At 62.1% G+C, this 25,611-nt stretch carries 26 protein-coding genes and 1 tRNA gene; 8 read left to right on the top strand and 19 right to left on the bottom strand.

Going from position 1 to position 25,611, the window contains the following annotated elements; translation table 11 throughout:
* Positions 1-106 precede the first annotated feature (106 nt).
* The 3 genes from H0241_RS30945 to H0241_RS30955 form a co-directional block, all read right to left on the bottom strand.
* On the bottom strand, positions 107-517 hold the full coding sequence (locus H0241_RS30945) for a GNAT family N-acetyltransferase (protein ID WP_181061588.1): 411 nt from the start codon (positions 515-517) through the stop codon (positions 107-109).
* 148 nt (positions 518-665) lie between these two features.
* Complete coding sequence (locus H0241_RS30950) at positions 666-2,348, bottom strand: NAD+ synthase (protein WP_181061557.1); 1,683 nt, start codon at positions 2,346-2,348, stop codon at positions 666-668.
* Positions 2,349-2,473: 125 nt separating this feature from the next.
* Entirely contained in the window at positions 2,474-3,190 is a 717-nt protein-coding gene (locus H0241_RS30955) for a DNA-3-methyladenine glycosylase I (RefSeq protein WP_181061558.1), read from the bottom strand.
* A 188-nt stretch (positions 3,191-3,378) separates the two neighbouring features.
* Here H0241_RS30955 and H0241_RS30960 point away from each other — a divergent pair, with 188 nt between their 5' ends.
* A complete protein-coding gene (locus tag H0241_RS30960; protein ID WP_181061559.1) occupies positions 3,379-3,942 on the top strand; it encodes a DUF1003 domain-containing protein in 564 nt (187 codons plus the stop codon).
* Positions 3,939-4,547, top strand: coding sequence for a DedA family protein (locus H0241_RS30965; RefSeq protein WP_181061560.1), 609 nt, complete (start codon positions 3,939-3,941; stop codon positions 4,545-4,547). The genes H0241_RS30960 and H0241_RS30965 overlap by 4 nt, the downstream gene beginning before the upstream one ends.
* Before the next feature lie 3 nt (positions 4,548-4,550).
* Here H0241_RS30965 and H0241_RS30970 read toward each other — a convergent pair whose 3' ends face one another.
* The 3 genes from H0241_RS30970 to H0241_RS30980 form a co-directional block, all read right to left on the bottom strand.
* Complete coding sequence (locus tag H0241_RS30970; protein ID WP_181061561.1) at positions 4,551-5,144, bottom strand: hemerythrin domain-containing protein; 594 nt, start codon at positions 5,142-5,144, stop codon at positions 4,551-4,553.
* Between the two features lie 41 nt (positions 5,145-5,185).
* Positions 5,186-5,545, bottom strand: coding sequence for a diacylglycerol kinase (locus tag H0241_RS30975; RefSeq protein WP_181061562.1), 360 nt, complete (start codon positions 5,543-5,545; stop codon positions 5,186-5,188).
* A 78-nt stretch (positions 5,546-5,623) separates the two neighbouring features.
* Positions 5,624-6,043 (bottom strand): GFA family protein, encoded by a 420-nt coding sequence (locus H0241_RS30980; protein ID WP_181061563.1) that lies wholly within the window; start codon positions 6,041-6,043, stop codon positions 5,624-5,626.
* A gap of 343 nt (positions 6,044-6,386) precedes the next feature.
* On the opposite strand from H0241_RS30980, the gene H0241_RS30985 reads away from it, so the two are divergent.
* The 3 genes from H0241_RS30985 to H0241_RS30995 all read left to right on the top strand — a co-directional run bounded on the left by H0241_RS30985 (position 6,387) and on the right by H0241_RS30995 (position 8,790).
* Complete coding sequence (locus H0241_RS30985; RefSeq protein ID WP_181061564.1) at positions 6,387-7,457, top strand: GGDEF domain-containing protein; 1,071 nt, start codon at positions 6,387-6,389, stop codon at positions 7,455-7,457.
* A gap of 219 nt (positions 7,458-7,676) precedes the next feature.
* Positions 7,677-8,060 (top strand): MbcA/ParS/Xre antitoxin family protein, encoded by a 384-nt coding sequence (locus tag H0241_RS30990; protein WP_181061565.1) that lies wholly within the window; start codon positions 7,677-7,679, stop codon positions 8,058-8,060.
* Positions 8,020-8,790 carry an RES family NAD+ phosphorylase gene (locus H0241_RS30995; protein ID WP_181061566.1) on the top strand — a complete coding sequence of 257 codons (771 nt, stop codon included), beginning with the start codon at positions 8,020-8,022 and terminating at the stop codon, positions 8,788-8,790. The genes H0241_RS30990 and H0241_RS30995 overlap by 41 nt, the downstream gene beginning before the upstream one ends.
* A gap of 61 nt (positions 8,791-8,851) precedes the next feature.
* Here H0241_RS30995 and H0241_RS31000 read toward each other — a convergent pair whose 3' ends face one another.
* The 5 genes from H0241_RS31000 to H0241_RS31020 form a co-directional block, all read right to left on the bottom strand.
* Positions 8,852-10,225: a class II 3-deoxy-7-phosphoheptulonate synthase gene (locus H0241_RS31000; RefSeq protein ID WP_181061567.1), complete on the bottom strand. Its 1,374-nt coding sequence runs from the start codon at positions 10,223-10,225 to the stop codon at positions 8,852-8,854.
* Between the two features lie 136 nt (positions 10,226-10,361).
* Positions 10,362-10,796, bottom strand: coding sequence for a DUF3995 domain-containing protein (locus H0241_RS31005; RefSeq protein ID WP_181061568.1), 435 nt, complete (start codon positions 10,794-10,796; stop codon positions 10,362-10,364).
* Between the two features lie 2 nt (positions 10,797-10,798).
* Positions 10,799-11,131 (bottom strand): Mpo1-like protein, encoded by a 333-nt coding sequence (locus H0241_RS31010; RefSeq protein ID WP_181061569.1) that lies wholly within the window; start codon positions 11,129-11,131, stop codon positions 10,799-10,801.
* A gap of 108 nt (positions 11,132-11,239) precedes the next feature.
* On the bottom strand, positions 11,240-14,737 hold the full coding sequence (gene mfd / locus H0241_RS31015) for a transcription-repair coupling factor (RefSeq protein ID WP_181061570.1): 3,498 nt from the start codon (positions 14,735-14,737) through the stop codon (positions 11,240-11,242).
* A gap of 71 nt (positions 14,738-14,808) precedes the next feature.
* Complete coding sequence (locus H0241_RS31020; RefSeq protein ID WP_181061589.1) at positions 14,809-15,096, bottom strand: FAD assembly factor SdhE; 288 nt, start codon at positions 15,094-15,096, stop codon at positions 14,809-14,811.
* Between the two features lie 318 nt (positions 15,097-15,414).
* Between H0241_RS31020 and recG the strand changes: the two genes are divergently transcribed.
* A complete protein-coding gene (gene recG, locus H0241_RS31025) occupies positions 15,415-17,523 on the top strand; it encodes an ATP-dependent DNA helicase RecG (protein WP_181061571.1) in 2,109 nt (702 codons plus the stop codon).
* Here recG and H0241_RS31030 read toward each other — a convergent pair.
* From H0241_RS31030 to glmS, 4 genes are all read right to left on the bottom strand, one after another.
* Positions 17,475-18,233, bottom strand: a complete 759-nt coding sequence (locus tag H0241_RS31030; RefSeq protein ID WP_181061572.1) for a DUF502 domain-containing protein — start codon at positions 18,231-18,233, stop codon at positions 17,475-17,477. The genes recG and H0241_RS31030 overlap by 49 nt on opposite strands.
* Positions 18,234-18,313: 80 nt before the next feature.
* On the bottom strand, positions 18,314-18,613 hold the full coding sequence (locus tag H0241_RS31035) for a HigA family addiction module antitoxin (RefSeq protein WP_112625080.1): 300 nt from the start codon (positions 18,611-18,613) through the stop codon (positions 18,314-18,316).
* A 36-nt stretch (positions 18,614-18,649) separates the two neighbouring features.
* Positions 18,650-18,931, bottom strand: a complete 282-nt coding sequence (locus tag H0241_RS31040; RefSeq protein ID WP_181061573.1) for a type II toxin-antitoxin system RelE/ParE family toxin — start codon at positions 18,929-18,931, stop codon at positions 18,650-18,652.
* 85 nt (positions 18,932-19,016) lie between these two features.
* On the bottom strand, positions 19,017-20,840 hold the full coding sequence (gene glmS, locus H0241_RS31045) for a glutamine--fructose-6-phosphate transaminase (isomerizing) (RefSeq protein ID WP_181061574.1): 1,824 nt from the start codon (positions 20,838-20,840) through the stop codon (positions 19,017-19,019).
* 213 nt (positions 20,841-21,053) lie between these two features.
* Between glmS and H0241_RS31050 the strand changes: the two genes are divergently transcribed.
* Entirely contained in the window at positions 21,054-21,416 is a 363-nt protein-coding gene (locus H0241_RS31050; RefSeq protein WP_181061575.1) for an ADP-ribosylation/crystallin J1, read from the top strand.
* 3 nt (positions 21,417-21,419) lie between these two features.
* On the opposite strand, the gene glmU is transcribed toward H0241_RS31050, so the two are convergent.
* Positions 21,420-22,793 carry a bifunctional UDP-N-acetylglucosamine diphosphorylase/glucosamine-1-phosphate N-acetyltransferase GlmU gene (gene glmU, locus H0241_RS31055; protein WP_181061576.1) on the bottom strand — a complete coding sequence of 458 codons (1,374 nt, stop codon included), beginning with the start codon at positions 22,791-22,793 and terminating at the stop codon, positions 21,420-21,422.
* Between the two features lie 83 nt (positions 22,794-22,876).
* Here glmU and H0241_RS31060 point away from each other — a divergent pair.
* Positions 22,877-22,938: transfer RNA gene (locus H0241_RS31060), tRNA-Ser, on the top strand.
* Positions 22,939-23,005: 67 nt separating this feature from the next.
* Here H0241_RS31060 and H0241_RS31065 read toward each other — a convergent pair.
* The 3 genes from H0241_RS31065 to H0241_RS31075 all read right to left on the bottom strand — a co-directional run bounded on the left by H0241_RS31065 (position 23,006) and on the right by H0241_RS31075 (position 25,593).
* Positions 23,006-23,284, bottom strand: coding sequence for a hypothetical protein (locus H0241_RS31065; RefSeq protein WP_328824911.1), 279 nt, complete (start codon positions 23,282-23,284; stop codon positions 23,006-23,008).
* Between the two features lie 448 nt (positions 23,285-23,732).
* Positions 23,733-24,572 (bottom strand): class I SAM-dependent methyltransferase, encoded by an 840-nt coding sequence (locus tag H0241_RS31070; RefSeq protein WP_181061577.1) that lies wholly within the window; start codon positions 24,570-24,572, stop codon positions 23,733-23,735.
* A 97-nt stretch (positions 24,573-24,669) separates the two neighbouring features.
* Positions 24,670-25,593: a 2-dehydropantoate 2-reductase gene (locus H0241_RS31075; RefSeq protein ID WP_328824912.1), complete on the bottom strand. Its 924-nt coding sequence runs from the start codon at positions 25,591-25,593 to the stop codon at positions 24,670-24,672.
* Positions 25,594-25,611 lie beyond the last annotated feature (18 nt).

Below are 25,611 nucleotides of genomic sequence, written 5' to 3' on the forward strand. Positions count from 1 at the left end.
GAGACGCCTCAGCGGATCGCCAAGACCGGGCGTGCCGCAAAAGCGTAACTGGTCCAACCAGTGAGGTTATTTTGCAACAACGGCGGGCAAGCCTCGCCTCTGTGCCTCATTCCGGGTTGCGATCGAGGCGCATGTAGCGGCCATCGGTGGATGCCTTGAAGCCCAGCTTCTCATAAACGCCATGCGCGTCACTGGTCGACAGGCTCCAGTGCGAGACCGTGCTGAGTTGAGGGTGATCGATGAGCGCCCGCACCAGTTGCAAGCCAATGCCCCGGCCGCGATGCTGCGGCCAGATGATGATGTCGGCGAGATAGGCAAACACCGTACGGTCGGTGATGGCCCGGCCAAAGCCGACTTGATTCCCATCGATATAGGCTGCGGTGCAGAGCGAGTTGGCGAAGGCGCGGCGATGAAATTCGTCGCTGCGTCCGGCGCCCCAGTAGCTCGCCATCAACAGGTCGGAGGTCGCCCGAAAATCGATCCGTGACATGTCGAAGCTGATTTCACTGTAGGGCATGGTGCCTCGCAAAGAATTAAGGGGGCGGCCGAACGTCCCGTCCGGCCGATGACTGCCCAGCGTGCCGTAACAGAAGCTGATGCCGCGGCCGGAGCTTGCCGTTCTTGAAGCATGCAAGCCGCAAAGGTTCATCAATGGGATCAGATATTTAGCCGCGATCCCTGAAACGGTTGGTGATGGGATAGCGACGGTCGCGGCCAAAATTCTTGCGGGTGATCTTCACACCCGGTGCCGCTTGCCGGCGTTTGTACTCGGCAATGTAGAGCAAATGTTCGATACGCGTCACCGTCGCCCGGTCATGGCCGCGCGCGACGATGTCGTCGACGCCCATCTCGTTCTCGACCAGGCATTCCAGAATGTCGTCCAGCACAGGATAGGGCGGCAGCGAATCCTGGTCGGTCTGGTTCTCGCGCAGTTCCGCCGACGGCGCCTTGTCGATGATATTCTTCGGGATCACCTCGCCCGAGGGACCGAGCGCACCCGGCGGCACATGGCTGTTGCGCCAACGCGACAGCGCATAGACCTGCATCTTGTAGAGATCCTTGATCGGGTTGAAGCCGCCATTCATGTCGCCATAGAGCGTGGCATAGCCGACCGACATCTCGCTCTTGTTGCCTGTGGTGACGACCATCGAGCCGAACTTGTTGGAGATCGCCATCAGGATGGTGCCGCGCGCGCGGCTTTGCAGATTTTCTTCGGTGATGCCTTCCTTGGTGCCTTCGAAGAGCTGCGTCAGGGTGTGCAGGAACCCTTCGACCGGCTCGAAGATCGGCACGATGTCATAGCGGCAGCCGAGCGCGCGGGCGCAGTCTTCGGCGTCTTTCAGCGAATCCTTCGAGGTGTAGCGATAAGGCATCATCACCGCGCGCAGCCGTTCCTCGCCCAGCGCATCGACGGCCAATGCGGCGCAGATCGCCGAATCGATGCCGCCGGACAGGCCCAGCACGACGTTCTTGAAGCCGTTCTTGTTGACGTAGTCGCGCAGGCCCAGCATGCAGGCGCGGTAGTCCGCCTCTTCCCGTTCCGGGATCTTCGACATCGGCCCTTCGGTGCAGACCCAGCCGTCGCCTTGGCGTTTCCAGGTGGTGACGTCGACCGCGTCCTCGAACTGGCTCATCTGGAAAGCCAATGTCTTGTCGGCACCGATGGCGAAGGACGCGCCGTCGAAGATCAGCTCGTCCTGGCCGCCAAGCTGGTTGGCGTAGATCATCGGCAGGCCGCATTCGATGACCTGCTTGATGACGACCTGATGGCGGACGTCGATCTTGGCGCGATAATAGGGCGAACCGTTCGGCACCAGCAGGATCTCGGCGCCGCTTTCGGCCAGCGTCTCGCAGACTGCGACATCGCCCCAGATGTCCTCGCAGATCGGAATGCCCAGCCGCACGCCGCGAAAGTTGACCGGACCCTGCAGTTCCGGCCCGGCCTGGAAGACGCGCTTTTCGTCGAACTCGCCATAATTGGGCAAATCGAGCTTGTAGCGCTCGGCGAGGATCTTGCCGCCATCGGCGACGATAATCGAATTGTGGGTGCCGCTCTTGCGCTTCAGCGGCGTGCCGATGATGACGCCCGGCCCGCCATCGGCGGTATCCCCGGCGAAATCCTGCGCGGCCTTTTCGCAAATCTTGAGGAAGGCCGGCTTCAGCACCAGATCCTCCGGCGGATAACCGGCAAGGAAAAGCTCGGTGTAGAGCACGATGTCGGCGCCCTGTCGGGCGGCATCCGCCCTCGCCTCGCGCGCCTTGGCAAGGTTGCCGGCGACATCGCCGACCGTCGGATTGAGCTGGGCAACGGCGATGCGCAGAATATCGGGAGCGGTCTTCTTGGTCATGCCTGCGGTTTAGCGCGGCAGAATTGCCCGGGCAATGGCGTTCGTTTGGACCAATCCAGACCGATCGGCATTAGCCGATCGTGTCTTATCGCTCGACATGCGGATCTTAGCGAGGCAGCCCGTGATCAGTCGTCGCCCATATACTCGCGCAGCGATTGTGGCGAATGGTTCTCTCCGATCGACATCGCCAGGATGCGCGAGATGTGCCGACGCGGCAGCCTCGTGTCCGCCACCCATTTATTGATCTGCGCCTGGACCTTGTCGAGGTCTCGCTTCGAGGTCGGGCTTTCGGCGATATCGAGGCCTGCATCGCGCAACGCTGCCGCCATATCGGCCGAGATGACGAAAGCGTCCCAGCCCAGCCAGCGCAGAAAATACTGGCCGGTGTTGCCGCCGAGCCGGCTGCCGTGCTTGCCGAGATACGCCATCAGCCCGACCTGGTCGTCCGCCGGCCACTCAGCCAGGAATTTGCCGAAGCTGCCATGCTCCTTCGACACGCGCTCGACGAAGGCGGCATTGTCGCGCACCGATTTGATCTTCTGCGGATTGCGCACGATGCGCTTGTCGGCCGTCAGATCGTGCCAGAAGTCGTCGGGCTGGAACAGCAGCCGCTTCGGCTCGAATTGGAGGAAGGCTTCCTCGAAACCCGGCCATTTCTGTTCGATAACGCGCCACACGAAGCCGGCGGCAAACACGCGTTCGGCCATCGTCGAGAGGATGCGATCATCGCTGATTTTGGCCACGGCGGCATTGTCGGGCAATGGACCGAGCAGCGACGTCAATTCACCTTCGCCGCCTTTGCGTTTTGCAGCGCGTGCGCGAATCTTCTGGAAATCAGCCATTGGCGCCCTGCTACGGTATGGGTGGACGCGGCAATCTACCACTTCCCGTTCGCGCCGGTAGTCTCTAGGTCTAATGCATGTCGCTCAAAAGTGGCCCCCGGTTTTGAGAGAGCGACATGCATAAAAACAAAGACCTAAAGCGCGTCGCTTGAACGCGCTTCAGGCAGACGCTGACCATGGAGGCGACCATGCATAAGACCGTGCCCGAATTGGCCGACCGCTGGCTGAGGCGAACGCCTGAGACCCTGAGCGAGCTCGAGCGGCGGGTGTTGCAGAGCACCGTCGACCGCAAGCCGATCTCTCAGGACATCAACGATAGTCTCGCCGGTCTTCAGGGGGCTGGCGACCGCATCGCCGATGCCATCGCCCGCATTGGCGGCTCGTGGACGTTCATCCTGTCCTTCATCGCCTTCCTGGTCCTGTGGATCGGCGCCAATTGGTGGCTGCTAGGAAGGGACTCGTTCGATCCCTACCCCTTCATCTTCCTCAATCTTGTGCTGTCGATGATCGCCGCCTTGCAAGCGCCGGTGATCATGATGTCGCAGAACCGCCAGGCCGCGCGCGACCGCATCGATGCCGCGCACGACTACGAGGTCAACCTCAAGGCCGAAATCGAAATCATGGCGCTGCATGAAAAGCTGGACGAACTGCGCCACAGCCAGATCATCGGCGTGCGTGAGGACATCGCGCGCCTGGCTGAACAGGTGAACAGCATCGACGAAAGACTGTCGGGCCGGCAAACGTCTCAATGACCGGGATCGTTCATCACCTCATCGAGCAGTATGGGCTGATCGCGGTTTTCCTGGGCTGTGTCGCCGAAGGCGAAAGTGCCGCCATCCTTGGCGGCTTCTTCGCCCACCAGCATGTCTTCGTCCCTTGGAAGGCTTTCCTCGCGGCCGCCATTGGCGCCTTCGTCGGCGACACGTTTTTCTTCGTCCTCGGCCGCAGCTTTGCCGACCATCCCAGAGTTCTGAAACTGAAGGCGAGGCCTGGCTTCAACCACGCCTACCGCCTGGTCTCGTCGCATCCCAACATCTTCGTGCTGTCCAACCGCTACATCTACGGCCTGCGCCTGGTCGGCGGCATCGCGGCCGGCTTCGCCAGCATTTCGGTGCTGCGCTTCGTCATCCTCAACGCGGTGTCGTCGCTAGTCTGGGCAGGCTTGTTCTGCGGCATCGGCTATGTCTTTGGCCTGGGCGCCGAGCAGATGATCGGCAAGGCACTGCTCCATCACGAACGGCTGCTGATCGCGCTGGCCATCGGCCTTGCCGTCGCCCTGCTTGCCTGGCTCATCGCTCGCACCGTCGCCGGCAAGGAGCGCGCCAAGGACGCCCGCGACAGCGAAGCCGCGTCATAGAGGTCAGTCGTCGTCCTCGACCAAAGCGCGGTCGCCACGGTCGAGGATCAGCGGGATGATCAAATCCTCCTCGTCGGCAAGATGCCGCTTCAGCATGGCGATCAGCCGGCTGTTCTCGTCTGCATAGGCATCGGCAGCGAAGCGCTGTTTGTCCTCGCTCTCCTCAAGCGTGCGGATGAAGGCGTTCGCCGCCTCGGCGTTGCGCTCCAGTCCCTCATGGATGGTATGATGATCGGCGTCGAGAATCTCGAAGCCGCGTTTCAGGCCGGGCTCGGCCTTGGCGAAAGCCGGAAAGTATTGGTAGTCCTCGACATTGTGGTGGCCGTCGAGATTGCCGAGGAAATGGTTCAGCCGCGGCGCGAACCAGCGGGCGAAATCCGGCGCCGTCAGCCTGCCCTCGCGATAGTCGGCAATGCCGTTGGTGAGCATGCCGCCGAGTTCGCGGAACATGTCGTGCCGCTGCAGCCACATATTGGCCAGGCCATGGATGTTGGCGTGACCCTGCCAGTTTTCGCGCGGATATTTTTGCACCAGCCAGCGCAGATCGTCTGGCAGGCCGGCACGTTCAAGCAAGAGGGAATTGGCGGCTTCGCTCAACGTCAGTCTCCTTTAGTGACTGACAGATAGGAACGCTGGTTCTAGATCGGTAGTCCCGTGATGCGCTCGATAATGGCGATGCCCCAGACGCCGGCGACGATCACCACCGAAATCAGCACCGCCAGCGAGCCGCAATCCTTGGCGAGCTGGATATCGACGTTGAATTCGCGGCTGAAGGCATCGCAGGCCGCTTCGATGCCGGTGTTCAGCACCTCGACCATGATCAAAAGCAGCACGGCGCCGATCAGCAGCGCATAGCTACGCCACGACACCGAGACGAACCAGCCGAGCGGCAGCGCCAGCACCAGCAGCATCAGTTCCTGCTGGAACGCCTTTTCGCTGGCGGCGAGCTTGCGAAAAGCCCGCACCGAATTGAAGAAAGCATCGATCAGCCGCTGCATGGCCCGCATCCCCTTCGAATCACCGGCAGGGGATAACGCAATGGCTGGATCAAGGGAATAAGGCAGCAGCGGCAAAAATCACTCGTCCGCAACCTTGATCGCCGGCGTCGACTTCTCGAACCGCGGCAACCCATCGTCGATCGTGTAGTAGTCGCCCTTGTCGCTGACGAAGATATGGCATTCGCCCTCAAGCCCGGTCGGCGCATCGAACGCTCCGGCCAGAACCGAGACATAGGCATCCTGGCCCGGCTTCCAGAACAGCACCGAGCCGCATGTCTTGCAAAAGCCGCGTTTGGCAAACGAAGACGCTTCGTACCAGGTGATGTTGTCCGTGCCGGTTATGGTGATGTCGCCATCGGCGACATTGGTTGCGGCGTAAAAATGCCCGCTCTGCTTGCGGCATTGCGAGCAGTGGCAATAGATCACCCCGCGCAACGGCCCTTGCGTCTGGAAACGCACCGCCCCGCACAGGCACGATCCGCTGTGGTTATTGCTCATTCCCGCCCTCCGCCGGCCATCGTTCACGGCTTCGCCGCCACCGGAGAGGATTTCAGTTTTGCCGCAACCGGGCACCAGCAAATGCGACACGGAACGGGCGCGTTCGGACTTCACCTCAGGATGGTTGCAACACGCTGCTGCAGCCTGAGGTAGAAAAGTCGCATTACCTTGCGGCACATTAAGGAAACTTTAGCGCCAGCGCATCTATGGTCGTTGCCAAGCGAAGGCCGCGATTGGGGACGTGTCTTTCGTAAGATGATCCGAAATACGGCTGGTTCTCCCCCGGTCGGCGACATCTCGCACGCGCAAGTCTGCGATGGTTCCCAGGGGTAGTGAAGAGAACATGCAGCCGGCAGCCGCCCAGACCGACCGAAACAGCGACATTGCAACAGCTGTTGTGACGACCATGCGCCAGCTCGGCGTGCTTGGCCTGCCGCGCAATTACGAGATCTTCTACGAAGCGCTGAAAGGCACCAATCGCGAACTCAGCCTTGCCGTCGTCGCGCTCGGCAACCGGCCGACGCAGGACGATCTCGACCGCATCGGCCGCGCCTTCTTTGCTCAACATCATGGTCCCGGCATTGTCGAGCAGGCGCGCGACGTGCTGGCCAGGGAGCTCGAGGACATCGCTTTGCTGCTGCGAAGCGAACGCAGCCATATCGAGAAATACGGCAAGATCCTCGACGAGACATCGAGTGGGCTGGCCAATCGCAGCCTGCTTTCACAGGATCTCTTGCAGAAGGTCGCCAGCGCCATGGCAATCGCCACCAATTCGACCCTCGACCATGGCAAGCAGGTTGCCAGCACGCTCAGCGACAAGACGGCGGAACTGGAGAGCGTCAAGTCGAAGCTTGAGGAGTATAAGCGGCTCGCCGACACCGACCCCTTGACCCATATCTGGAACCGCCGCGCCTTCGACAAGCAGATCACGGCGATTTACACCTCCAACAAGGGCATCCTGTTCAACGCGCTGATCCTTGCCGACATCGACCATTTCAAGGATGTCAACGATCGCTACGGCCACCCGGTCGGCGACAAGATCATCCAGATCGTCGCCGAAATCTTCCAGACCAGCATCCGCGAAGACATGTTCGTTGCCCGCACCGGCGGCGAGGAATTCGCGCTGATCATCGAGGGCGCCAGCGAGGATACAACCTACGAGATCGCCGAACGCATCCGCGTGCTGATCGAGCAGACGCCGTTCACCAGCAGCCAGACCGGCACCAATTACGGCACCGTGACCGTTTCCATGGGCATCTGCATGGCTTCCGAGGCGGAAAGCCCGGAGGATCTCTACACCAAGGCAGACCGCGCGCTCTACCGTTCCAAGGTCGGCGGCCGCAACCGCGTCACCAGGCATTCGACGATGGCCGGCCGTACCGGCAAGAACTGGCTGCTCTACAAGAAAGACTGACGCTTCGGCGCCTAGAGCCGGATGATTTCAGGTCGAGTCGACCTGAAATCTGAATCCGTCTCTAAATCAAAGAGATAGAGCATGATGTCGTCCGAAAACCGCTTCACACTTTTCGGCATCATGCTCTAGCCAATTCGCTGGCCTAGCCAAATTTATCGGATACCACCTCTTTCCATATGAATTTTCGTGGACTATATTTTCCATGGAAAGAGAGACGCCATGCCTGTTACACAATCCAACGCTGCCGCCAAGGCGGCCGAAAATGCGGTTTTGACCAAAGCCACGCTGCGTGCCGCCGAACTCCTGGATATAACCTCCAGGATGCTGGCGTCGATCATCGGCGTCTCGGAAGCAACGGTTTCGCGCATGCGTAGGCAGGAATTCCTGCTGGAGCGCGGCACCAAGCCGTTCGAGCTCGCGGTGTTGTTCGTGCGGCTGTTCCGCTCGCTCGACGCCATTGTCGGCGGTGACGAGACGATCGCCCGGGCATGGCTGAAGAACGCCAACACGGCGTTCGACGGCAGCCCGCTTGAAAAGATCCTCACCATTACCGGGCTTGTCGATGTCATTGCCTATCTGGACTCCCGACGCGCTCTCGTCTGAAGCCGTTCGGCTCGACGGCAAATACTGGCGCATGGTCGAGGCGCAGCACCGCGTCTCGACGCTGAAAGTCGTCGACACGCTGGACGAACAGGCGCTGCTCGAGGATCTGATCGAGGAGACCAAGCCGCAGATTCCGCTCGAGTGCCGGCATCTCCACTATCTCCTGGCAACGCCCTTCCGCTACGGGTCCATCTATCCCTACGGCTCGCGCTTCCGCCGCGCCGGCCGCACTCTGGGCGTCTACTACGCGGCGGAGACGATCATGACGGCGGTCGCCGAAATGGCCTTCTACCGCTTGCTGTTCTTTGCCGATTCGCCTGACACGCCGTGGCCCCACGACGCCGCCGAATACACCGCCTTCGCCGCCGCGATCCGCACCGAGAAGGCAGTCGACCTGACGCGGCCGCCACTCGACCGCGATGAGGCTGAGTGGACACACACGACTGACTATGCCGCCTGCCAGGGGATTGCCGATGCCGCCCGCGAGGCCGGGCTGGAAGCGATCCGCTACCGCTCGGCGCGCGATCCGAAGGGCGCCAATATAGCGCTCCTGACATGCCGCGGCTTTGCCAAGGCCAAGCCGTTGGAGCCGCACACCTGGCGCATCCGGCTCGGCTCGTTCGGCATCCAGGCCATCTGTGAATTTCCGGAAAGGCGCATCGAGTTTTCCAGAACCGCCTTCGCCAATGATCCCCGGCTCAACGGATTGCGCTGGGAACGCGGCCGCTGACCCCCCAAAGAAAAAGAACCGGACTTCGCCGGTGCTTTCCTCATTTCAACCTAAAAAAGGTTCAACCGTTGGCCGCCTGCTTGTGCTGCATCGGATGGCTCTTCTTGAGCAGGTCGGAGACCAGGAATGCCAGCTCGATCGCCTGATCGGCGTTGAGGCGCGGGTCGCAATGGGTGTGGTAGCGGTCCTGCAGCTCTTCGGCGGTGATGGCGCGGGCGCCGCCGGTGCATTCGGTGACGTTCTTGCCGGTCATCTCGACATGGATGCCGCCGGGATGCGTGCCTTCGGCGCGATGCACCTCGAAGAAGGTCTGCACTTCCTTGAGGATGCGGTCGAACGGCCGCGTCTTGTAGCCGGCGGCCTCGATCGTGTTGCCGTGCATCGGGTCGGATGACCAGACGACGCTGCGGCCTTCCTTCTGCACCGCGCGCACCAGCTTCGGCAAATGGTCGGCGACCTTGTCGGAGCCGAAGCGGGCGATCAGCGTCAGCCGGCCCGGCTCGTTCTCCGGGTTGAGCAGGTCGATCAGTTCCAGCAAGCCGTCCGGCGTCAGCGACGGACCACATTTGAGGCCGAGCGGGTTCTTGATGCCGCGGCAGTATTCGACATGCGCATGGTCGGGCTGGCGGGTGCGGTCGCCAATCCAGATCATGTGACCCGAGGTCGCGTACCAGTCGCCCGAGGTCGAGTCGACGCGGGTCAGCGCCTCTTCATAGCCGAGCAGCAGCGCCTCGTGGCTGGTGTAGAAATCGGTCTCGCGCAGCGCATAGTTGGTCTCGGAGGTGATACCGACGGCCTTCATGAAGTCCATCGTCTCGGTGATGCGGTTGGCGAGCATGCCATACTTCTCGCCCTGCGGGCTGTCGGAGACGAAACCAAGCATCCAGCGATGCACGTTCTCCAAACTGGCATAGCCGCCCTGGGCGAAAGCGCGCAACAGGTTGAGCGTCGCCGCCGACTGGCGATAGGCCATTTCCTGGCGGGCGGGATCCGGAATGCGCGATTTGGGATCGAACTCGATGCCGTTGATGATGTCGCCGCGATAGCTCGGCAGCGTCACCTCGCCCTTGGTCTCGTTGTCGGACGAGCGCGGCTTGGCGAACTGGCCGGCAACGCGGCCGACCTTCACCACCGGCTGCGCGCCGGCAAAGGTCAGCACCACCGACATCTGCAGGAAGACGCGGAAGAAGTCGCGGATATTGTCCGCGCCATGCTCGGCGAAACTCTCGGCGCAATCGCCACCCTGGAGAAGGAATGCGTCACCGGCAGCGACAGCCGCAAGCTGCTTCTTCAGCTTGCGCGCCTCACCTGCAAAAACCAGCGGCGGAAAGGTGGCGAGCTGGGCTTCCGTGTTCTTCAGCGCGGCAAGATCCGGATAGGCAGGAACCTGCTTGATCGGCTTTGCTCTCCAAGAATTCGGCGACCATTTCGTCATCGCTGCACCCAAACGCTCTTTCCAGCGGTGCTTTTGCCCGCCATTCCCGCCCCATATGGGGTTCGCGGCTCCATACACGAAGCCGATTTCCTATTCTAGACCGGAATTTAAGCGCTGGCGAATGATGGCCGGCGGCTCACTCTGCCGTCTGCGACAAAGCGAGATAGAAAAAGCCCAGCCCCAGCAGCAGACATGACGGACTGTAGAACCAGCTGTCATAGCTGGCAAAACGCGTGGTCCTGACCCGCTTGAACAGCCCGAAATACTGGGACCAGCTCAAAGCCCTCGCGGTGAAGATGATCGCCCACAAGATGATCCCGGCCTTGAGCAAGGATTGCGACAATGGCAGGTGAACCGCGCCGGCGAAGCCAAGAACCAGCAGCAGCACCAGCACCAGAATCAACCCTACCGCCATCGCCCCAAAGGCCGTCTCCTTGATGGCGGGAGTGCCGTCCTCGCGCCGCGGCAACGCGACGCCGGCGCCGATGCGCCCACCGAACCCCCAATATAGATGGAAGCCGGCTCCAAGCAGCAGAATGGCCGAACAAAGAGCGACGACCAGTGTCGTCATGCCTATCGGGCAACGTCGTTCAATCGCCTGAGCTGGCGACCGAGCCCACCCGTCAGATCGAGTGCAAGCATGCGCAGCAAGGCGATGGCGCTCCACAGCGGCCGATCCGCGAACGGCTTATTGCTGTTGTGATCGAGGAAAGGGTGGGTGAGAAAAGCCGCGACATAGAAGAACGGAATGATGACCAGGAAAGCCCACCAGACGACCAGGAAAGATGCCGCAATCCCGGCGATCGGAGCGAAAAACAGGCCGAGATAGTGGATAAACCGGGTCGAAGGTTTTGAATGGCCGGCGAGATAACCGAGCCAGTATTCATCGAAGGTCTGCGGGTTCATGGATTTCCCCGTTCAGCGATGAGTTGCGGCATCATCTGATCCCTTCGGCCAAAGTATCTCAATGGCTCCAATCGTCGCAGACCCGGAAGCGATCTTGCTAAGCGGAATCTAGGCGGCCTTCTCGACCAGTCGCGCCAGCTGCGTCATGACGACGGCCGAGCCCGCCAGACGTTTCTCCGCCGTTGGCCAATCGCGAATGAAGACCACGCTATGGTCGGCCCTGATCTTGGCCAGCGAGCCCTGTTCGCCGATGTATTTGACCAGCCCGACCGGGTTGGAGAACTCGCGCTTGCGGAAGTGGATGACGACGCCCTTGGGACCGGCATCGAGCTTCTCGACATTGGCTCTGCGGCAGAGCGCCTTGATGAAGACGATCTTGAGCAGATGTTTTACTTCCTCCGGCAGCGGGCCGAAACGGTCGATCAGCTCGGCGCCGAAGGCGTCGATCTCCTCGGTGTTTTCGAGATCGCCAAGGCGGCGGTAAAGCGCCAGCCTGAGCTGCAGGTCCGGCACATAGCTTTCCGGGATCATAACAGCCGTGCCGACGGCGATCTGTGGCGACCATCCGCCGTCCTGGACCTCGCCGGAATCCTTCACCTCGGCCACCGCCTCCTCCAGCATCTGCTGGTAGAGCTCGAAGCCGACCTCCTTGATGTGGCCGGATTGTTCTTCGCCGAGAAGATTGCCGGCGCCCCTGATGTCGAGATCGTGGCTGGCGAGCTGGAAGCCGGCGCCGAGCGTGTCCAGCGACTGCAGCACCTTCAGCCGCCGCTCGGCGGTGTCGGTCAGCTTGCGGTTGGCCGGCAGCGTGAACAGCGCATAGGCGCGCACCTTGGAGCGGCCGACACGGCCGCGCAGCTGGTAAAGCTGCGACAGGCCGAACATGTCGGCGCGATGGATGATCAGCGTGTTCGCGGTCGGGATGTCCAACCCGGATTCGACGATGGTGGTCGACAGCAGCACGTCGTACTGGCCGTCATAGAAGGCATTCATGATGTCGTCGAGTTCGCCGGGCGGCATTTGGCCATGGGCCACCGCCACCTTCAGCTCCGGCACGGATTCCCTCAGGAAATCATGGATTTCGGCGAGATCGCTGATACGCGGAACCACGTAGAAAGAATGGCCGCCACGGTAGCGCTCCCTGAGCAGCGTCTCGCGAATGACCAGCGGGTCGAAGGGCGAGATGAAGGTGCGCACAGCCATGCGGTCGACCGGCGGCGTGGCGATCAGCGACAGTTCGCGCACCCCCGTCAATGCCAGCTGCAAAGTGCGCGGGATCGGCGTCGCCGACAGTGTCAGCACATGGACATCGGTCTTGAGGTCCTTCAGCCGTTCCTTGTGCTTGACGCCAAAATGCTGCTCCTCGTCGATGATCAGCAGGCCAAGATTCTTGAACGAGATCGCGGATCCGAGCAACGCATGAGTGCCGATCACGATGTCGACCTGGCCCTCGGCGACGCCTTTCTTGGTTTCCGCCAGTTCCTTGGCGCCGACCAGCCGCGAGGCCTGGGCGACACGGATCGGCAGGCCGGAGAAGCGCTGCGAGAAGGTCTTGAAATGCTGGCGCGACAACAGCGTCGTCGGCACCACCACCGCGACCTGGAACCCTTCCATCGCCGCGATGAAGGCGGCGCGCAGCGCCACTTCGGTCTTGCCGAAGCCGACATCGCCGCAGATCAGCCGGTCCATCGGCTTGCCGGCGCCGAGATCGTCCATGACGGCATCGATCGCGCCCTGCTGATCGTCGGTCTCTTCATAGGGGAAGCGCGCCGAGAATTCGCCATAAAGCCCTTCCGCCGGCACCATGGGCGGGGCGGAACGCATCTGCCGCTCGGCGGCGATGCGGATCAGTTGGCCGGCCATGTCGAGCAGCCGCTTCTTCAGCCGCGCCTTGCGCGACTGCCAGGCGCCGCCGCCGAGCTTGTCCAGCGACGCTTCGGCCGAATCCGAACCGTAGCGCGACAGAAGCTCGATGTTTTCCACCGGCAGGAACAGCCGGTCATCGCCGGCATAGTGGATTTCCAGGCAGTCATGCGGCGCGCCGACCGCCTCGATGGTGCGCAGGCCGATGAAGCGGCCAATGCCGTGATCGGCATGGACGACGATATCGCCGGCCGACAGCGACGATGCCTCGGCAATGAAGTCGGACGCACGCTTCTTGCGCTTCGAGCGTCGGATCAGCCGATCGCCGAGAATATCCTGCTCGGCGACGACGACCAGCTGTTCGGTCTCGAAGCCGGATTCCAGCGGCAGCACGGCGAGGGCCGCCTGCCCCGGCTCGAGCTTTTCCGCCTCGGCCAGCGTCGCCACCGGCACGAGATTGCCGAGGTGATGTTCGGCCAGGATCTGGCCGAGCCGATCGAGCGAGCCTTCGGTCCAGCCGGCGACAATGACGCGGCGGCGCGCCGCGCGCTCGTTGGCGATGTGTTTTACCACGACGTCGAAGACATTGGCGTTGGGGTCGGCGCGCTCCTCGGCAAAGCTGCGGCCATGGCGCGAACCGCCGTGGAACACCTTCTTCGCCCCGACATCCGGTGCATCGAAAGCGGTGAAGTCGATGGCTTCACGCGGCCCGAGCGAAGCCACGAGATTTTCGGGCGAGAGATAGAGCAGGTCCGGGGCTACCGGCTTGTAAGGCACGGCATCTTTCAACGCGGCGTCGGCCTGTTTGCGGCGCGCTTCGTAGTGGTCGAGGATCAGCGTGTGGCGCTCGGCAAGCGCCTCATGCGCAAGATGGTCGAAGATCACAGGCGCATCCGGCAGATAGTCGAATACCGTCTCCAGCCGCTCATAGAAAAGCGGCAGCCAGTGTTCCATGCCGGCGAAGCGTCGGCCCTCGCTCACCGCCGCATAAAGCCCGTCGTCGCGCTGCGGCGCACCAAAGGCCTCGATATAGGAGCGGCGGAAGCGGCTGATGGTTTCCGGCGTCAGCGCCACTTCGCTCATCGCCTGCAGCGCCATGGACTTGCGCTGACCGGTGGTGCGCTGGGTGGCGGCGTCGAAGACACGGATCGATTCCAGCGTATCGCCGAAGAAGTCCAGCCGCAGCGCTTCCGTCCAGCCCGGCGCGTAGAGGTCGAGAATGCCGCCGCGCACCGCGAACTCGCCGACGCCGCGCACCGTCGGCACCCGCTCGAAACCGGAAATCTCCAGCCGCGACACCAGCGCGTTCATGTCGATCTGGTTGCCGGGCTTTGCGTGGAAAGTCTGCGCCTCGACTAGGTCCGCCGGCGGAATGCGCTGCAGCAACGCATTGGCGGTGGTCAGAATGACGGCGCGATGTGGCTTTTTCGCCAGCGCGATCATCGCCGTCAGCGCATCGAGCCGCTTGGCGGCGGCATCCGAGCCAGGCGAAACGCGGTCATAGGGCAGACAGTCCCAGGCCGGCAATTCCAGCACCGGCAGGCCGGGCGCGGCAAAGGTCAGCGCTTCCGTGATCGCCGGCAGGCGCTGGCCGTCGCGCGCCACGAACAGCACGGGCTTGTCCGGCGCAATCTCATGGATCGCCTGCACCAGCGCAAAGGCTTCGTAGCCGTCGGCGACGCCATCGACGATGAACTGGCCGGCGCGGCCTTTCGGCAGACCGATTTTGGGAATGACGCTCATGATTGCACGGTCTTGGTTGTCGCAATTCCGGACGGAAAACCGCTTCACACTTTTCCTGGAATTGCTTGTGTTTAGAATGTCGTGGTCCGGCGCGATGCCAGGATCTTTTGCAGGACGGCACAGTCGATATCCCCGGGAACCGGGCGTTCGCCGGTGACCATGGGCAGGAATTCGGTGTCGGGAATGTCGAGGAGCCTTTCATATTGGTCGATTTCATCGCCGGTCAAGGCGCCGATCTCTTTGTCGGCAAAGGTGCCGAGAATAAGGTCCATCTCGCGCATGCCGCGATGCCAAGAGCGGAACAGCAGCTTGCGGCGGCGGACATCCAGCCCCTCGCTTGATCGATTCGTCCCGGTCATCGTGCCGCATCCTCGCTTGGTGCGGCGCATATAGCGTGGATAGAGGGCGGTGTCAGCCTTGCAACAGGCCGGTGGGCGGCTAAACATCCCGGGTGTGAAGAACATTGCTGACAGCATCGGCGCGAGCACCCCCCTCTGGCCTGCCGGCCATCTCCCCCTCAAGGGGGGAGATCGGATGGCACGACTGCTTTCGCCAATTTCCAACGTTGCAAGGCGGTCGGCGAGGTCAAAACTGCTAATCTCCCCCCTTGAGGGGGAGATGGCCGGCAGGCCAGAGGGGGGTACGACTGGGCGCCCACATAGCGCGGTCTCTTACAGATGAGACCCTCCCTCCTGGACCCCCTCTTCGTCCCGATCACCTCGCTTGCCGGCGTCGGGCCGAAGGTCGGCGCGCTGATCGAGAAGGTGGTGGCGGCTGATCTCGGCGAGCGGCCGGCGCGCGCTGGCGACCTTTTGTTCGTGCTGCCGCACACCGTCGTCGACCGCCGCAATCGTCCCGGCATCGCGCTAGCGCCTGCGGGCGCAATCGTCACGCTCGACGTGCGCATCGACCGCCATCAGCCGCCGCCGCGCGGCAACCGGTCGGTGCCTTACCGTGTCTATGCTCATGACGACACCGGCGAGATCGGGCTGACCTTCTTCCATGCCCATGCCGCCTATCTCGAAAAGGCAATGCCGGTGGGCGAGCATGTCATCGTCTCCGGCCGCATGGAATGGTTCAACGGCCGGCCGACCATGGTCCATCCCGACCATATCGCGCTGGTCAGCGAGGCGGAAACCCTGCCGCTGGTCGAGCCGGTCTATCCGCTGACCGCCGGTCTGTCGGGCAAGGTGCTGCGCCGCGCCATCGGTCAGGCGCTCGGCCGGCTGCCGGAATTGCCGGAATGGCAGGACGCCGCCTTCATGCGCAAGCAGACTTTTCCCGCCTTTGGCGATGCGCTCGCCCGCATCCACTATCCCTCGGACCCGATCGACGTCGCCATTGAAGGGTCCGCATGGCGCCGTCTCGCCTATGACGAGTTGTTGGCCGGCCAGGTGTCGCTGGCGCTGGTGCGAGCAAAGGTGCGCCGCCTGTCGGGTCGGCCGCTGATCGGCGACGGCCGCATCGTCGAGAAATTGCGCGCGGCCCTGCCCTATTCATTGACCGGCAGCCAGGAATTCGCGCTCGCCGAAATCAACGCCGATCTCGCCGACCCCGAACGCATGCTGCGCCTGCTGCAGGGCGATGTCGGCTCCGGCAAGACCGTAGTGGCGCTGCTTGCCATGGCCCGCGCCGTCGAAGCCGGCGGCCAGGCGGCTCTTATGGCGCCGACCGAAATCCTGGCGCGCCAGCACCTGGCGACGATCACGCCGCTGGCCGAACAGGCCGGTCTGCGCGTCGCCATCCTGACCGGCCGCGAAAAGGGCCGCGAGCGCACCGAAACGCTGGCAGGTCTCGCCAGCGGCGAGATCGACATCGTCATCGGCACCCATGCGCTGTTCCAGGAAACGGTGACCTACCACGACCTCGTCTTTGCCGTCGTCGACGAGCAGCATCGCTTCGGCGTCCATCAGCGGCTTGCCATCACCGCCAAGGGCGACGCACCCGACATGCTGGTGATGACGGCAACGCCGATCCCGCGCACTCTGGTGCTGACTGCCTTCGGCGACATGGACGTCTCCAAGCTGACGGAAAAGCCGGTCGGCCGACAGCCGATCCGCACCGTCACGCTGCCGCTGGAGCGGCTCGACGAGCTGGTCGGCCGCATGCTCGATGCCGTCGCCGACGGCCAGAAAATCTACTGGATCTGCCCGCTGGTCGAGGAATCCGAAGAGATCAAGCTGATGTCGGCCGAGGACCGCTTTGCCTCGCTGCAACCCCTGTTCGGAGACCGCATCGGGCTCGTCCATGGCCGCATGAAGGGCACGGAAAAGGACGAGGCGATGCGCGCCTTCAAGGCCGGCGAGACGCGCATCCTGATCGCCACCACCGTCATCGAGGTCGGCGTCGACGTACCGGACGCCACGATCATGGTCATCGAGCATGCCGAACGCTTTGGCCTGGCGCAACTGCACCAGCTGCGCGGCCGCGTCGGGCGCGGCGACAAGCCCTCCTCCTGCGTGCTGCTCTACAAGGACTCGCTCGGCGAGACGGCAAAGCGCCGGCTGTCGGTGATGCGCGAGACCGAGGACGGTTTCCTGATCGCCGAGGAGGATCTGAAGCTGCGCGGTGAAGGCGAGCTGCTCGGCACCCGCCAGTCCGGCACGCCAGGTTTCCAGGTGGCGCGCATCGAGGCGCATGCCGATCTTCTGGAGGCAGCCCGCGACGATGCAAGGCTGATCCTGTCGCGCGACCCGGAATTGCAATCGGAGCGCGGCGAGGCGCTGCGCCTGTTGCTCTATTTGTTCGGCCGCGACGAGGCTGTTCGGCTCTTGCGCGCCGGCTGAGGCAGGGCGCCTAGCGGCGGGTTGGCGAGGTCTCCGTCGATCGGCTCACCGTTCACCGTCACCATTTTCGGCTTGACCTCGGGCGCCACCAGCCCTGCCGAAACGATCAGCCTGGCGCCGTCCTCGATCGTCATGTCGAGCAGCACGATGTCGGATTTCAGCACATACATCAGGAAACCGGTGGTCGGGTTCGGCGTGCATGGCATGAATACGGCGATCAGCGGGTCGCCCTCCTGGTCGAGCTTCTGGTTGATCTCGGTTTCCTTCTCGCTGGCGACGAAGACCAGCGACCAGACGCCCTTGCGCGGATATTCGACCAGCCCGACCTGGCGGAACATGTCGCCCTTGTTCGACAGCACCGTCTGGAAAATCTGCTTCAGCGAACCGTAGATGCCGCGCACCAGCGGCATCCGGCCAAGCAGTCGCTCGCCGAAATTGACGATGGCGCGGCCGACGATGTTGGCGGTCATGAAGCCGATCAGCGTAATCAGGATCAGCGCCACGATCAGGCCGAAACCCGGAACCGGAAACGGCAGATAGGTGTCCGGGCTATAACGCGCCGGAATGTACGGCTTTACCCAGGAATCGACCCAGCCGATGAACGACCAGGCGATATAGGCGGTGATCGCCAGCGGCGCGCAAACGACGAAGCCCGTGAGGAAATAGTTCCTCAGCCGGGTCATGCCTGAGGTTCTGGGAGCATCGGACATGATTCACCGGGGCGCGGGTTGCGCCGCAACATTAGTGAACCCGAAGAGGCTTTGGAACTGCGAAGTTTTTAAAGAACCGATTAAGCCGCTGCTTCCAGCGGTTCGATCTTCTCAAGTTCCGGCGCCAGTTTCCGCGCCTCGGTTTCAAGCTCATAGGCCTGCTGAAAATTCATCCAGAACTGAGGCGTGGTGTTGAAGAATCGGGCCAGGCGCAGGGCCGTGTCGGGGGTCAAGCCGATCTCCTCCTTGGCAATGCGCTCGATGCGGGTGCGCGGCAGATTGAGCTTCTTTGCGAGCGCACCGGCACTCATGCCGAGCGGAACGAGATACTCTTCGCGCAGGAATTCGCCGGGGTGGATGGGGCGTGCGAACTTGAGCATAATTCGAAGTCCTCAAAGGTAAGGGCCAGGGCCCGCTTAGTGGTAGTCGACGATCTCTACGTCTTCGGCGCCGGCAGCAGTCCATCTGAAACAGATACGCCATTGGTCATTGATGCGTATCGAATACTGCCCGGCACGGCTCCCTTTCAAGAGCTCAAGGTGGTTCCCGGGCGGCGAACGAAGATCGTTCAGTTGAGCAGCATTCTCGATCGCACGAAGACGGCGTTCAGCACGCGCAACCAAGTCGGACGGAAAACCTTTCGGCGCCCTTCCCGCAGCGACCGCCTCCACAGCCTTGCCTTTGAACGAAACGATCAAAGCTGCCCCCTCGTCTTGTATCATACTCTGATACAAGACGCCTAGCAATGACAACGTATCAATGATTGATACGGAGAGCGGAAAGCTACTCCACCGTCACCGATTTCGCCAGATTGCGCGGCTGGTCGACGTCGGTGCCCATGAAGACGGCGGCGTAGTAGGCCAGCATCTGGATCGGCAGCGCGTAGATGATCGGCGAGATGATTTCCGGCACGTCGGGCAGGACGATCGTCTCCATCGTCTTGACGCTCACCTGTGCCGCGCCCTTGGCATCGGTGATCAGGATGATCTTGCCGCCGCGCGCCGCCACTTCCTGCATGTTCGACACGGTCTTTTCGAAGATGCGGTCATGCGGTGCAATGACGATGACCGGCATGTTCTCGTCGATCAGCGCGATCGGCCCATGCTTCAATTCGCCCGCGGCGTAGCCCTCGGCGTGGATGTAGGAGATTTCCTTGAGCTTTAGCGCGCCTTCCATGGCCAGCGGGAAATTGGTGTCGCGGCCGAGATAGAGCACGTCCTTGTAGCGCGAGATTTCGCGCGCGATCCGCTCGATCTGCTCCTCAAGCTTCAGCACCTGGTTGGCGTAGCGCGGCGCTTCCGACAGCGCGCGCACCAGCGTCTTTTCCTCATCCTTCGAGATCGTGCCGCGCGCCACGCCGGCGCGCACCGCAAGCGAAGCCAGAACCGACAGCTGGCAAGTGAAAGCCTTGGTCGAGGCGACGCCGATCTCCGGACCGGCCAGCGTCGGCAGCACGACGTCGGATTCGCGCGCCATGGTCGATTCCCGGACATTGACGATGGCGCCGATCTTCATGCCAGCCTTGCGGCAGTAGCGCAGCGAGGCCAGCGTGTCGGCGGTTTCGCCCGACTGCGAGATGAAGAAGGCGGCGTCATCGGCCGACAGCGGCATTTCGCGGTAGCGGAATTCCGACGCGACATCGATGTCGACCGGCAGCCGCGCATAGCGCTCGAACCAATATTTGCTGATCAGCCCGGCGAGATAGGCTGTGCCGCAGGCTGAGATCGCCAGCCGGCCGATCTTGGCAAAATCGAACGGCAGGTCGAGCGGCTTCGACACGCCTGAAACGAAATCGACGTAATGCGCCAGCGTATGCGAGATCACCTCCGGCTGCTCGTGGATTTCCTTTTCCATGAAATGCCGGCGGTTGCCCTTGTCGACCATGAAGCTGGTCGACAGCGATTGCTGGCGCTTGCGGGCAACCTTTTTGCCGTCGATGTCGAAGATGGTGACGCCATCGCGGCGCACCACCGCCCAGTCGCCGTCTTCCAGATAGGTGATCGAATTGGTGAATGGCGCAAGCGCGATGGCGTCGGAGCCCAGAAACATCTCGCCCTCGCCATGGCCGACGGCCAGCGGCGGGCCGTTGCGGGCGCCGACGATGAGGTCTTCATCGCCCGTGAACATGATCGCCAGCGCGAAGGCGCCTTCGAGCCGCTTCAGCGCCTGGTGCGCGGCCTCGACCGGCTTCAGGCCCCTGCCCAGTTCGCGCGCCACCAGATGGGCGACAACCTCAGTGTCGGTCTGCGACGAGAAGACGTAGCCGTCGCGGATCAGCTCATCGCGCAGTTCGGCGAAGTTCTCGATGATGCCGTTGTGGACGATGGCGACGCCGTCGGAAAAATGCGGATGCGCGTTGGTCTCGTTAGGCACGCCGTGGGTTGCCCAGCGCGTGTGGCCGATGCCGATCGTACCGTCCAGCGGCTCGTCCTTCAGCCGGCGTTCGAGGTTGATCAGCTTGCCTTCGGCGCGGCGGCGCCCGAGCGCGCCCTTCTCGACGGTGGCGACACCGGCCGAGTCATAGCCGCGATATTCCAGCCGCTTCAGCGCGTCGACAATGAGCGGCGCGACTTGGCTTTGGCCGACAATTCCGACGATACCGCACATGGCGCCTGCCCCCGATTCCCGATGGAAAACCAGCGCTATCTAGGGATTGCCGGCCCGCCGCGAAAGTCACTTTGCGTTTCGTCTGGTGTAACGGAACGCTTTTCAACCCGATGCACCATGACACACCGCTCTTGCAATCCGGTTACTGCAATTGCTCGATTTTTCAGGCGTCTGGTTCTCGTTTTCGCAATATCTGGCTAAGGTCAAACCATGATGAGCCAAGCCACCGTCACACTCTGGCGTCCTGTCGGACCGAAGGAACTGGAACTGATCAAGGCGTCAGGGATGCGGGAATTCCCGCCGCGCCTGCCCGATCAGCCGATCTTCTATCCGGTTTTGACCGAGGCCTATGCAACGCAGATCGCCCGCGACTGGAATGTGCCGGCGAGCGGATCCGGCTTCGTCACCCGGTTCGACGTGCTGAGAAGCTTCCTCGACCGCTACCGGATCGAGCACGCCGGCAGCAAGGCGCATCTGGAATACTGGATTCCGGCCGAAGACCTCACCGATTTCAACAAGGCGATCGTCGGCCAGATCCAGGTGACAGCTAGCTTTGGCAAGGACGATGCCGGCTGAGCACTAGTGGTCTGAGGCGGCCTTCTTCTTCGCTGCTGCGGCCGAAGCAAAGCGTTCGCGCAATTCCTTGCCCTTGCCGGGGATCGTCTTCTGGCGCGCGCGGCCGAAGGCCAGCGCGTCGTCGGGCACGCTTTCGGTGATGACGCTGCCCGAGGCGATGTAGCCGCCCTTGCCGATGGTGACCGGCGCCACCAGCGACGAGTTCGAGCCGATAAAGGCGCCCTCGCCGATGTCCGTGAAGAACTTTGAGTAGCCATCATAATTGCACGTGATGGTGCCGGCGCCGATATTGGCCCCCGCGCCGACGCGGGCATCGCCGATATAGGTCAGGTGATTGACCTTGGCACCTTCCTCGATAACCGCCTGCTTGACCTCGCAGAAATTGCCAACCTTGGCTTTGTTGCGGAGATCGGCACCGGGCCTGAGCCGTGCGAACGGCCCGACATCGCAATTGGCGGCGACGGTGGCGCCTTCGATATGGCTGAAGGCATGGATCTTGGCGCCGGTTGCAATCTTCACGCATGGTCCAAACCAGACATTGGGTTCGACGATGGTGTCGGCGCCGATTTCGGTGTCATGCGAGAAATACACGCTTTCCGGCGCGATCAGCGTCACACCTGACAGCATCGCTTCATTCCGCCGGCGCTGCTGCCAGATGCCTTCGGCCTGCGCCAGTTCGGCCCGGTTGTTGATGCCAAGCGCACTCTCGAAGCTGGCTTCGGTGGCGACGACATCGAGGCCTTTCGCGCTGGCGATCTCGACGATGTCGGTCAGGTAATACTCGCCCTTGGCATTCTTGTTGCCGACCTGATCAAGCAGATCGAGCGCATGCTTGCCGGCCACCGCCATCATGCCGGCATTGCAGAAGCCGATTTTTTTCTCATCCGCGGAGCAATCCTTTTCCTCGCGGATGGCGGTAAGCTTGCCGCCTTTTTCGATCAGCCGGCCATAGCCGGTCGGGTTGGGCGGACGGAAACCGATCACCACCACGGCCGCGCCTTCCGCCAATTTCAGCCGCGCCACCGTCAGCGCATCGGCGTCGATCAGCGGCGTGTCGCCGAACATGACGAGAATATCGTCATAACCCTTTGATATTGCTTCGCGTGCGGCCAGCACTGCATGCGCGGTGCCGAGCCGCTTCTCCTGCACGAACGTCTCGGCCTTGGGTGCGAACTTGGCCGCCGCCTTGCGCATCTCGTCGGCGCCATGGCCGATCACCAGCGCCTGGCTGCCGGCGCCGGCAGCTTCCGCCGCCTTCACCACATGGGCAACCAACGGCAGCCCGGCGATCTGGTGCAGCACCTTCGGCACCGCGCTCTTCATGCGCGTGCCTTCGCCTGCGGCGAGGATGACGGACAGGCAGGATCTCTGGCTCATGGAAGGACAACCATATCAATGGGTTGGGAATCAAGACAGGATAGCAGTGGCGCCATGCTGCACCAATGCGGTTAAATTCCGGTGAGATAGGAAGAGCAACTGACTTTTAATCAGTAGGTCATGGGCTTGATTCCCATTGCGCTCATCATCATCCCGACACCGGCCGGATCAAGATACCGGCACTCGACAAGCTATTGTGACGGCGAGAGCGGCTAGTGCCGGACACGGTCTCCATAGTACGGCGGCGCGGGGCTTGCCTCGCCGCGTGGTGAGACCCGCTTGTAGATCAGGCGCAATACCAGACCGATGTATCCGACCTGTAGGATAATCAGGGCGAGCAACGCCCAGCCGAACGCACTCCAGATGGAACCGGTCACTATGTAAGCCCAGATCGCCACGCCGAACGACGTCGCAAACATGCCCACCAGAAATTGCGGAAAATACATAGCCTGCTCAGCACCCGACGTTCTGGCGACGTAGAAGGCTTTCACACCAGCCCTAATGGCTCGCCGCGTTAATTTGAATCAAATCCGACTGAAGATCTTTCCATTTCATTCAGGCGTGCGAAACATAAGGACGCGCACAACATCGATTGCCCGTTCTGGTAGGTTCCGGCCCCCGTCTATTGTGCTGTAGGGGGCACCGAGGCGGCATCAGCCGCCTCGGTCGACGCGGGCTTCGAGCACATCCCAACAATGCTGCCCCCGCAGTCTGCGTCGACCACCACAGTGCAAGCGTCTTGCCAGCAAAATCCGACCTATTACGAGGCACACCCGGCCTCAGGCGCTTCATACGGGTGCGTTTCGTTTTGGCCGTTGTCCCACTATGGGAAAGTGCCCGCGGGTCCTGCGCCAACCCTTCGAGGCGATGCATCATCATCCCCGCAACCGAATGCCAGGGCGGATCCTGGTTCAGGCCGCAAATGCGCTCGGCGCGGTTCTAGAGGCGCGACCAGGCGCCAACCTCGTACCTGCCGACTACAACGCTTTGATTTGCAACGACTTCGGCTCGGATCCGCTCCTGCAGGCTGTCGGGGCCGAGCTCCGCAACACTGATAACGCCCGTCTGCTCCATAACAGGAGCCATAGTCACAGCGAGATCGGACACGAGGTCAATGCCGCTTAAGATATCGGCCCCGCCTCCAGCCAACGCACTCACCGCCATTGTTGGGGCTGGCAGTCCGGCCTTGATGAAGGCCGAATGTAGCCCCAGTCCCATATTGGGGTTTGTTCCCACTTTGTGAAAAGTCTCGGCGATGCACCGAAGGCAGTTGTCGTAGGTCGGCGAGGAAGGCGACGACGCTGCACCGGTCCAATCGACTTCATGAAAGACGATAATGCCTCCAGGCCGTAGATGCCTCGCAATTCCTCTCAGCATGGCGACGGGATCTGGTGAGAACATCAGCACATAGCGGCCCACGATCGCATCGAACGGACTGTCGAACGCAAATGTCGCTGGATCGCACTCATAAAAGGTAACATTGTCCAAGGCGCGCGCCTTGGCCCTTTCCCGAGCCGCTTCGACCGCTGTCGATGATCTGTCGGACCCGGCTACCGTGCCGGTTGGCCCGACAATTTTCGCCGCCAGAAAGGCAACATCGCCAGCGCCGCTGCCGATATCGAGCACCCGCATTCCTGTTTGGATGCCTGCTCTGCTGAGGTACTGATGGGTCATCGGATCAACCAATGCCGCCTGCGTCGCCAAGCGTTTCAGCTCTCGATCCGAATGGCCCAGTTCGTATTCGTAACGCCGTTTCCCCTGGCTCTCTTCCTTTGACATGGCCGTCCCCTCCCGCTGTCGGAGATGAACAATATGCTCATTGACCAGGGCCAGCCATCAATCGGCGGTTGCCGCTGCCGGGCCAACGTCGGCAACGCTACGCAAAGCGTCCGGCGGCCAACCTCTGTTCGTAGGCTTTGATATGGGTGTATGCGAGCAAGAGTGTCCGCACGTCGACACCTGTTCCCCGAGCCCTCTGCAGCATGAAGCCGATGATATGGTCAACTTCGGTTCGGCCTCGACGTTCGACATCGCGCAGCATGGAGGTCGTGTAAAGCGAGTCACGCTGGGAGAACGTCCTTCGATATGTTTCCAGGAACTCGCTGCTTGGGCGATAGCCATTGGCCGCAGCGATATCGCTGACAGTGTCCAGCAGCCCGAGAAATATCGTCTCGCCGTCAGGGGTTCGCACGATTTCGCCGACATTGGCTCGCATCAGGCAGGTCATGGCGGCTGCTGTCGTTAGGTGGACCAGCTTTTCCCCCATCCGCTGTATGATGTCGGTGACCGCATATGCCTCGACGCCTCGCGTTCCCTCAAATAGCGCCTTCAAAGTCTCGACGCGCTTAGAGACCTCTCCCGATTGCTCGCCGAATGTGATCGCACGCCAGTCGTTGAGCTGCCGGACGACGCCGTCCTCGGTCAGGGTAACCTGTATCCTGGCCGATCCGCCGAGCACGCGGTTTCGACCGAATGCCTCATTCAAAATGTCGATATGAGCGACGCCGTTGAGCAGCGGCAAAATGAAGCCCGATGGCGCAAGTGCCGGCGCGATTGCCTTGATGGCGTCGTCGAGATCGTAGGCTTTGCACGTCAGGATCACCGCATCGTAGTCAGGCCCGACGTCTGACCCCAGGACGGTCCTGACATTCAACTCGACATTTCCAAATTGGCTTTCAATCCGCAGGCCGCGCTCGTCAAGGAGCTTCCGACGCCCCTCCCGCACAAGAAAGGTGACATCCGCGTCAGCCTCAGCCAGGCGACCGCCGAAATAGCCCCCAGTGCCACCAGCACCAAGCACCAGGATCCTTGGACTACG

Source organism: Mesorhizobium neociceri, assembly GCF_013520985.1.
GTDB lineage: Bacteria > Pseudomonadota > Alphaproteobacteria > Rhizobiales > Rhizobiaceae > Mesorhizobium > Mesorhizobium neociceri.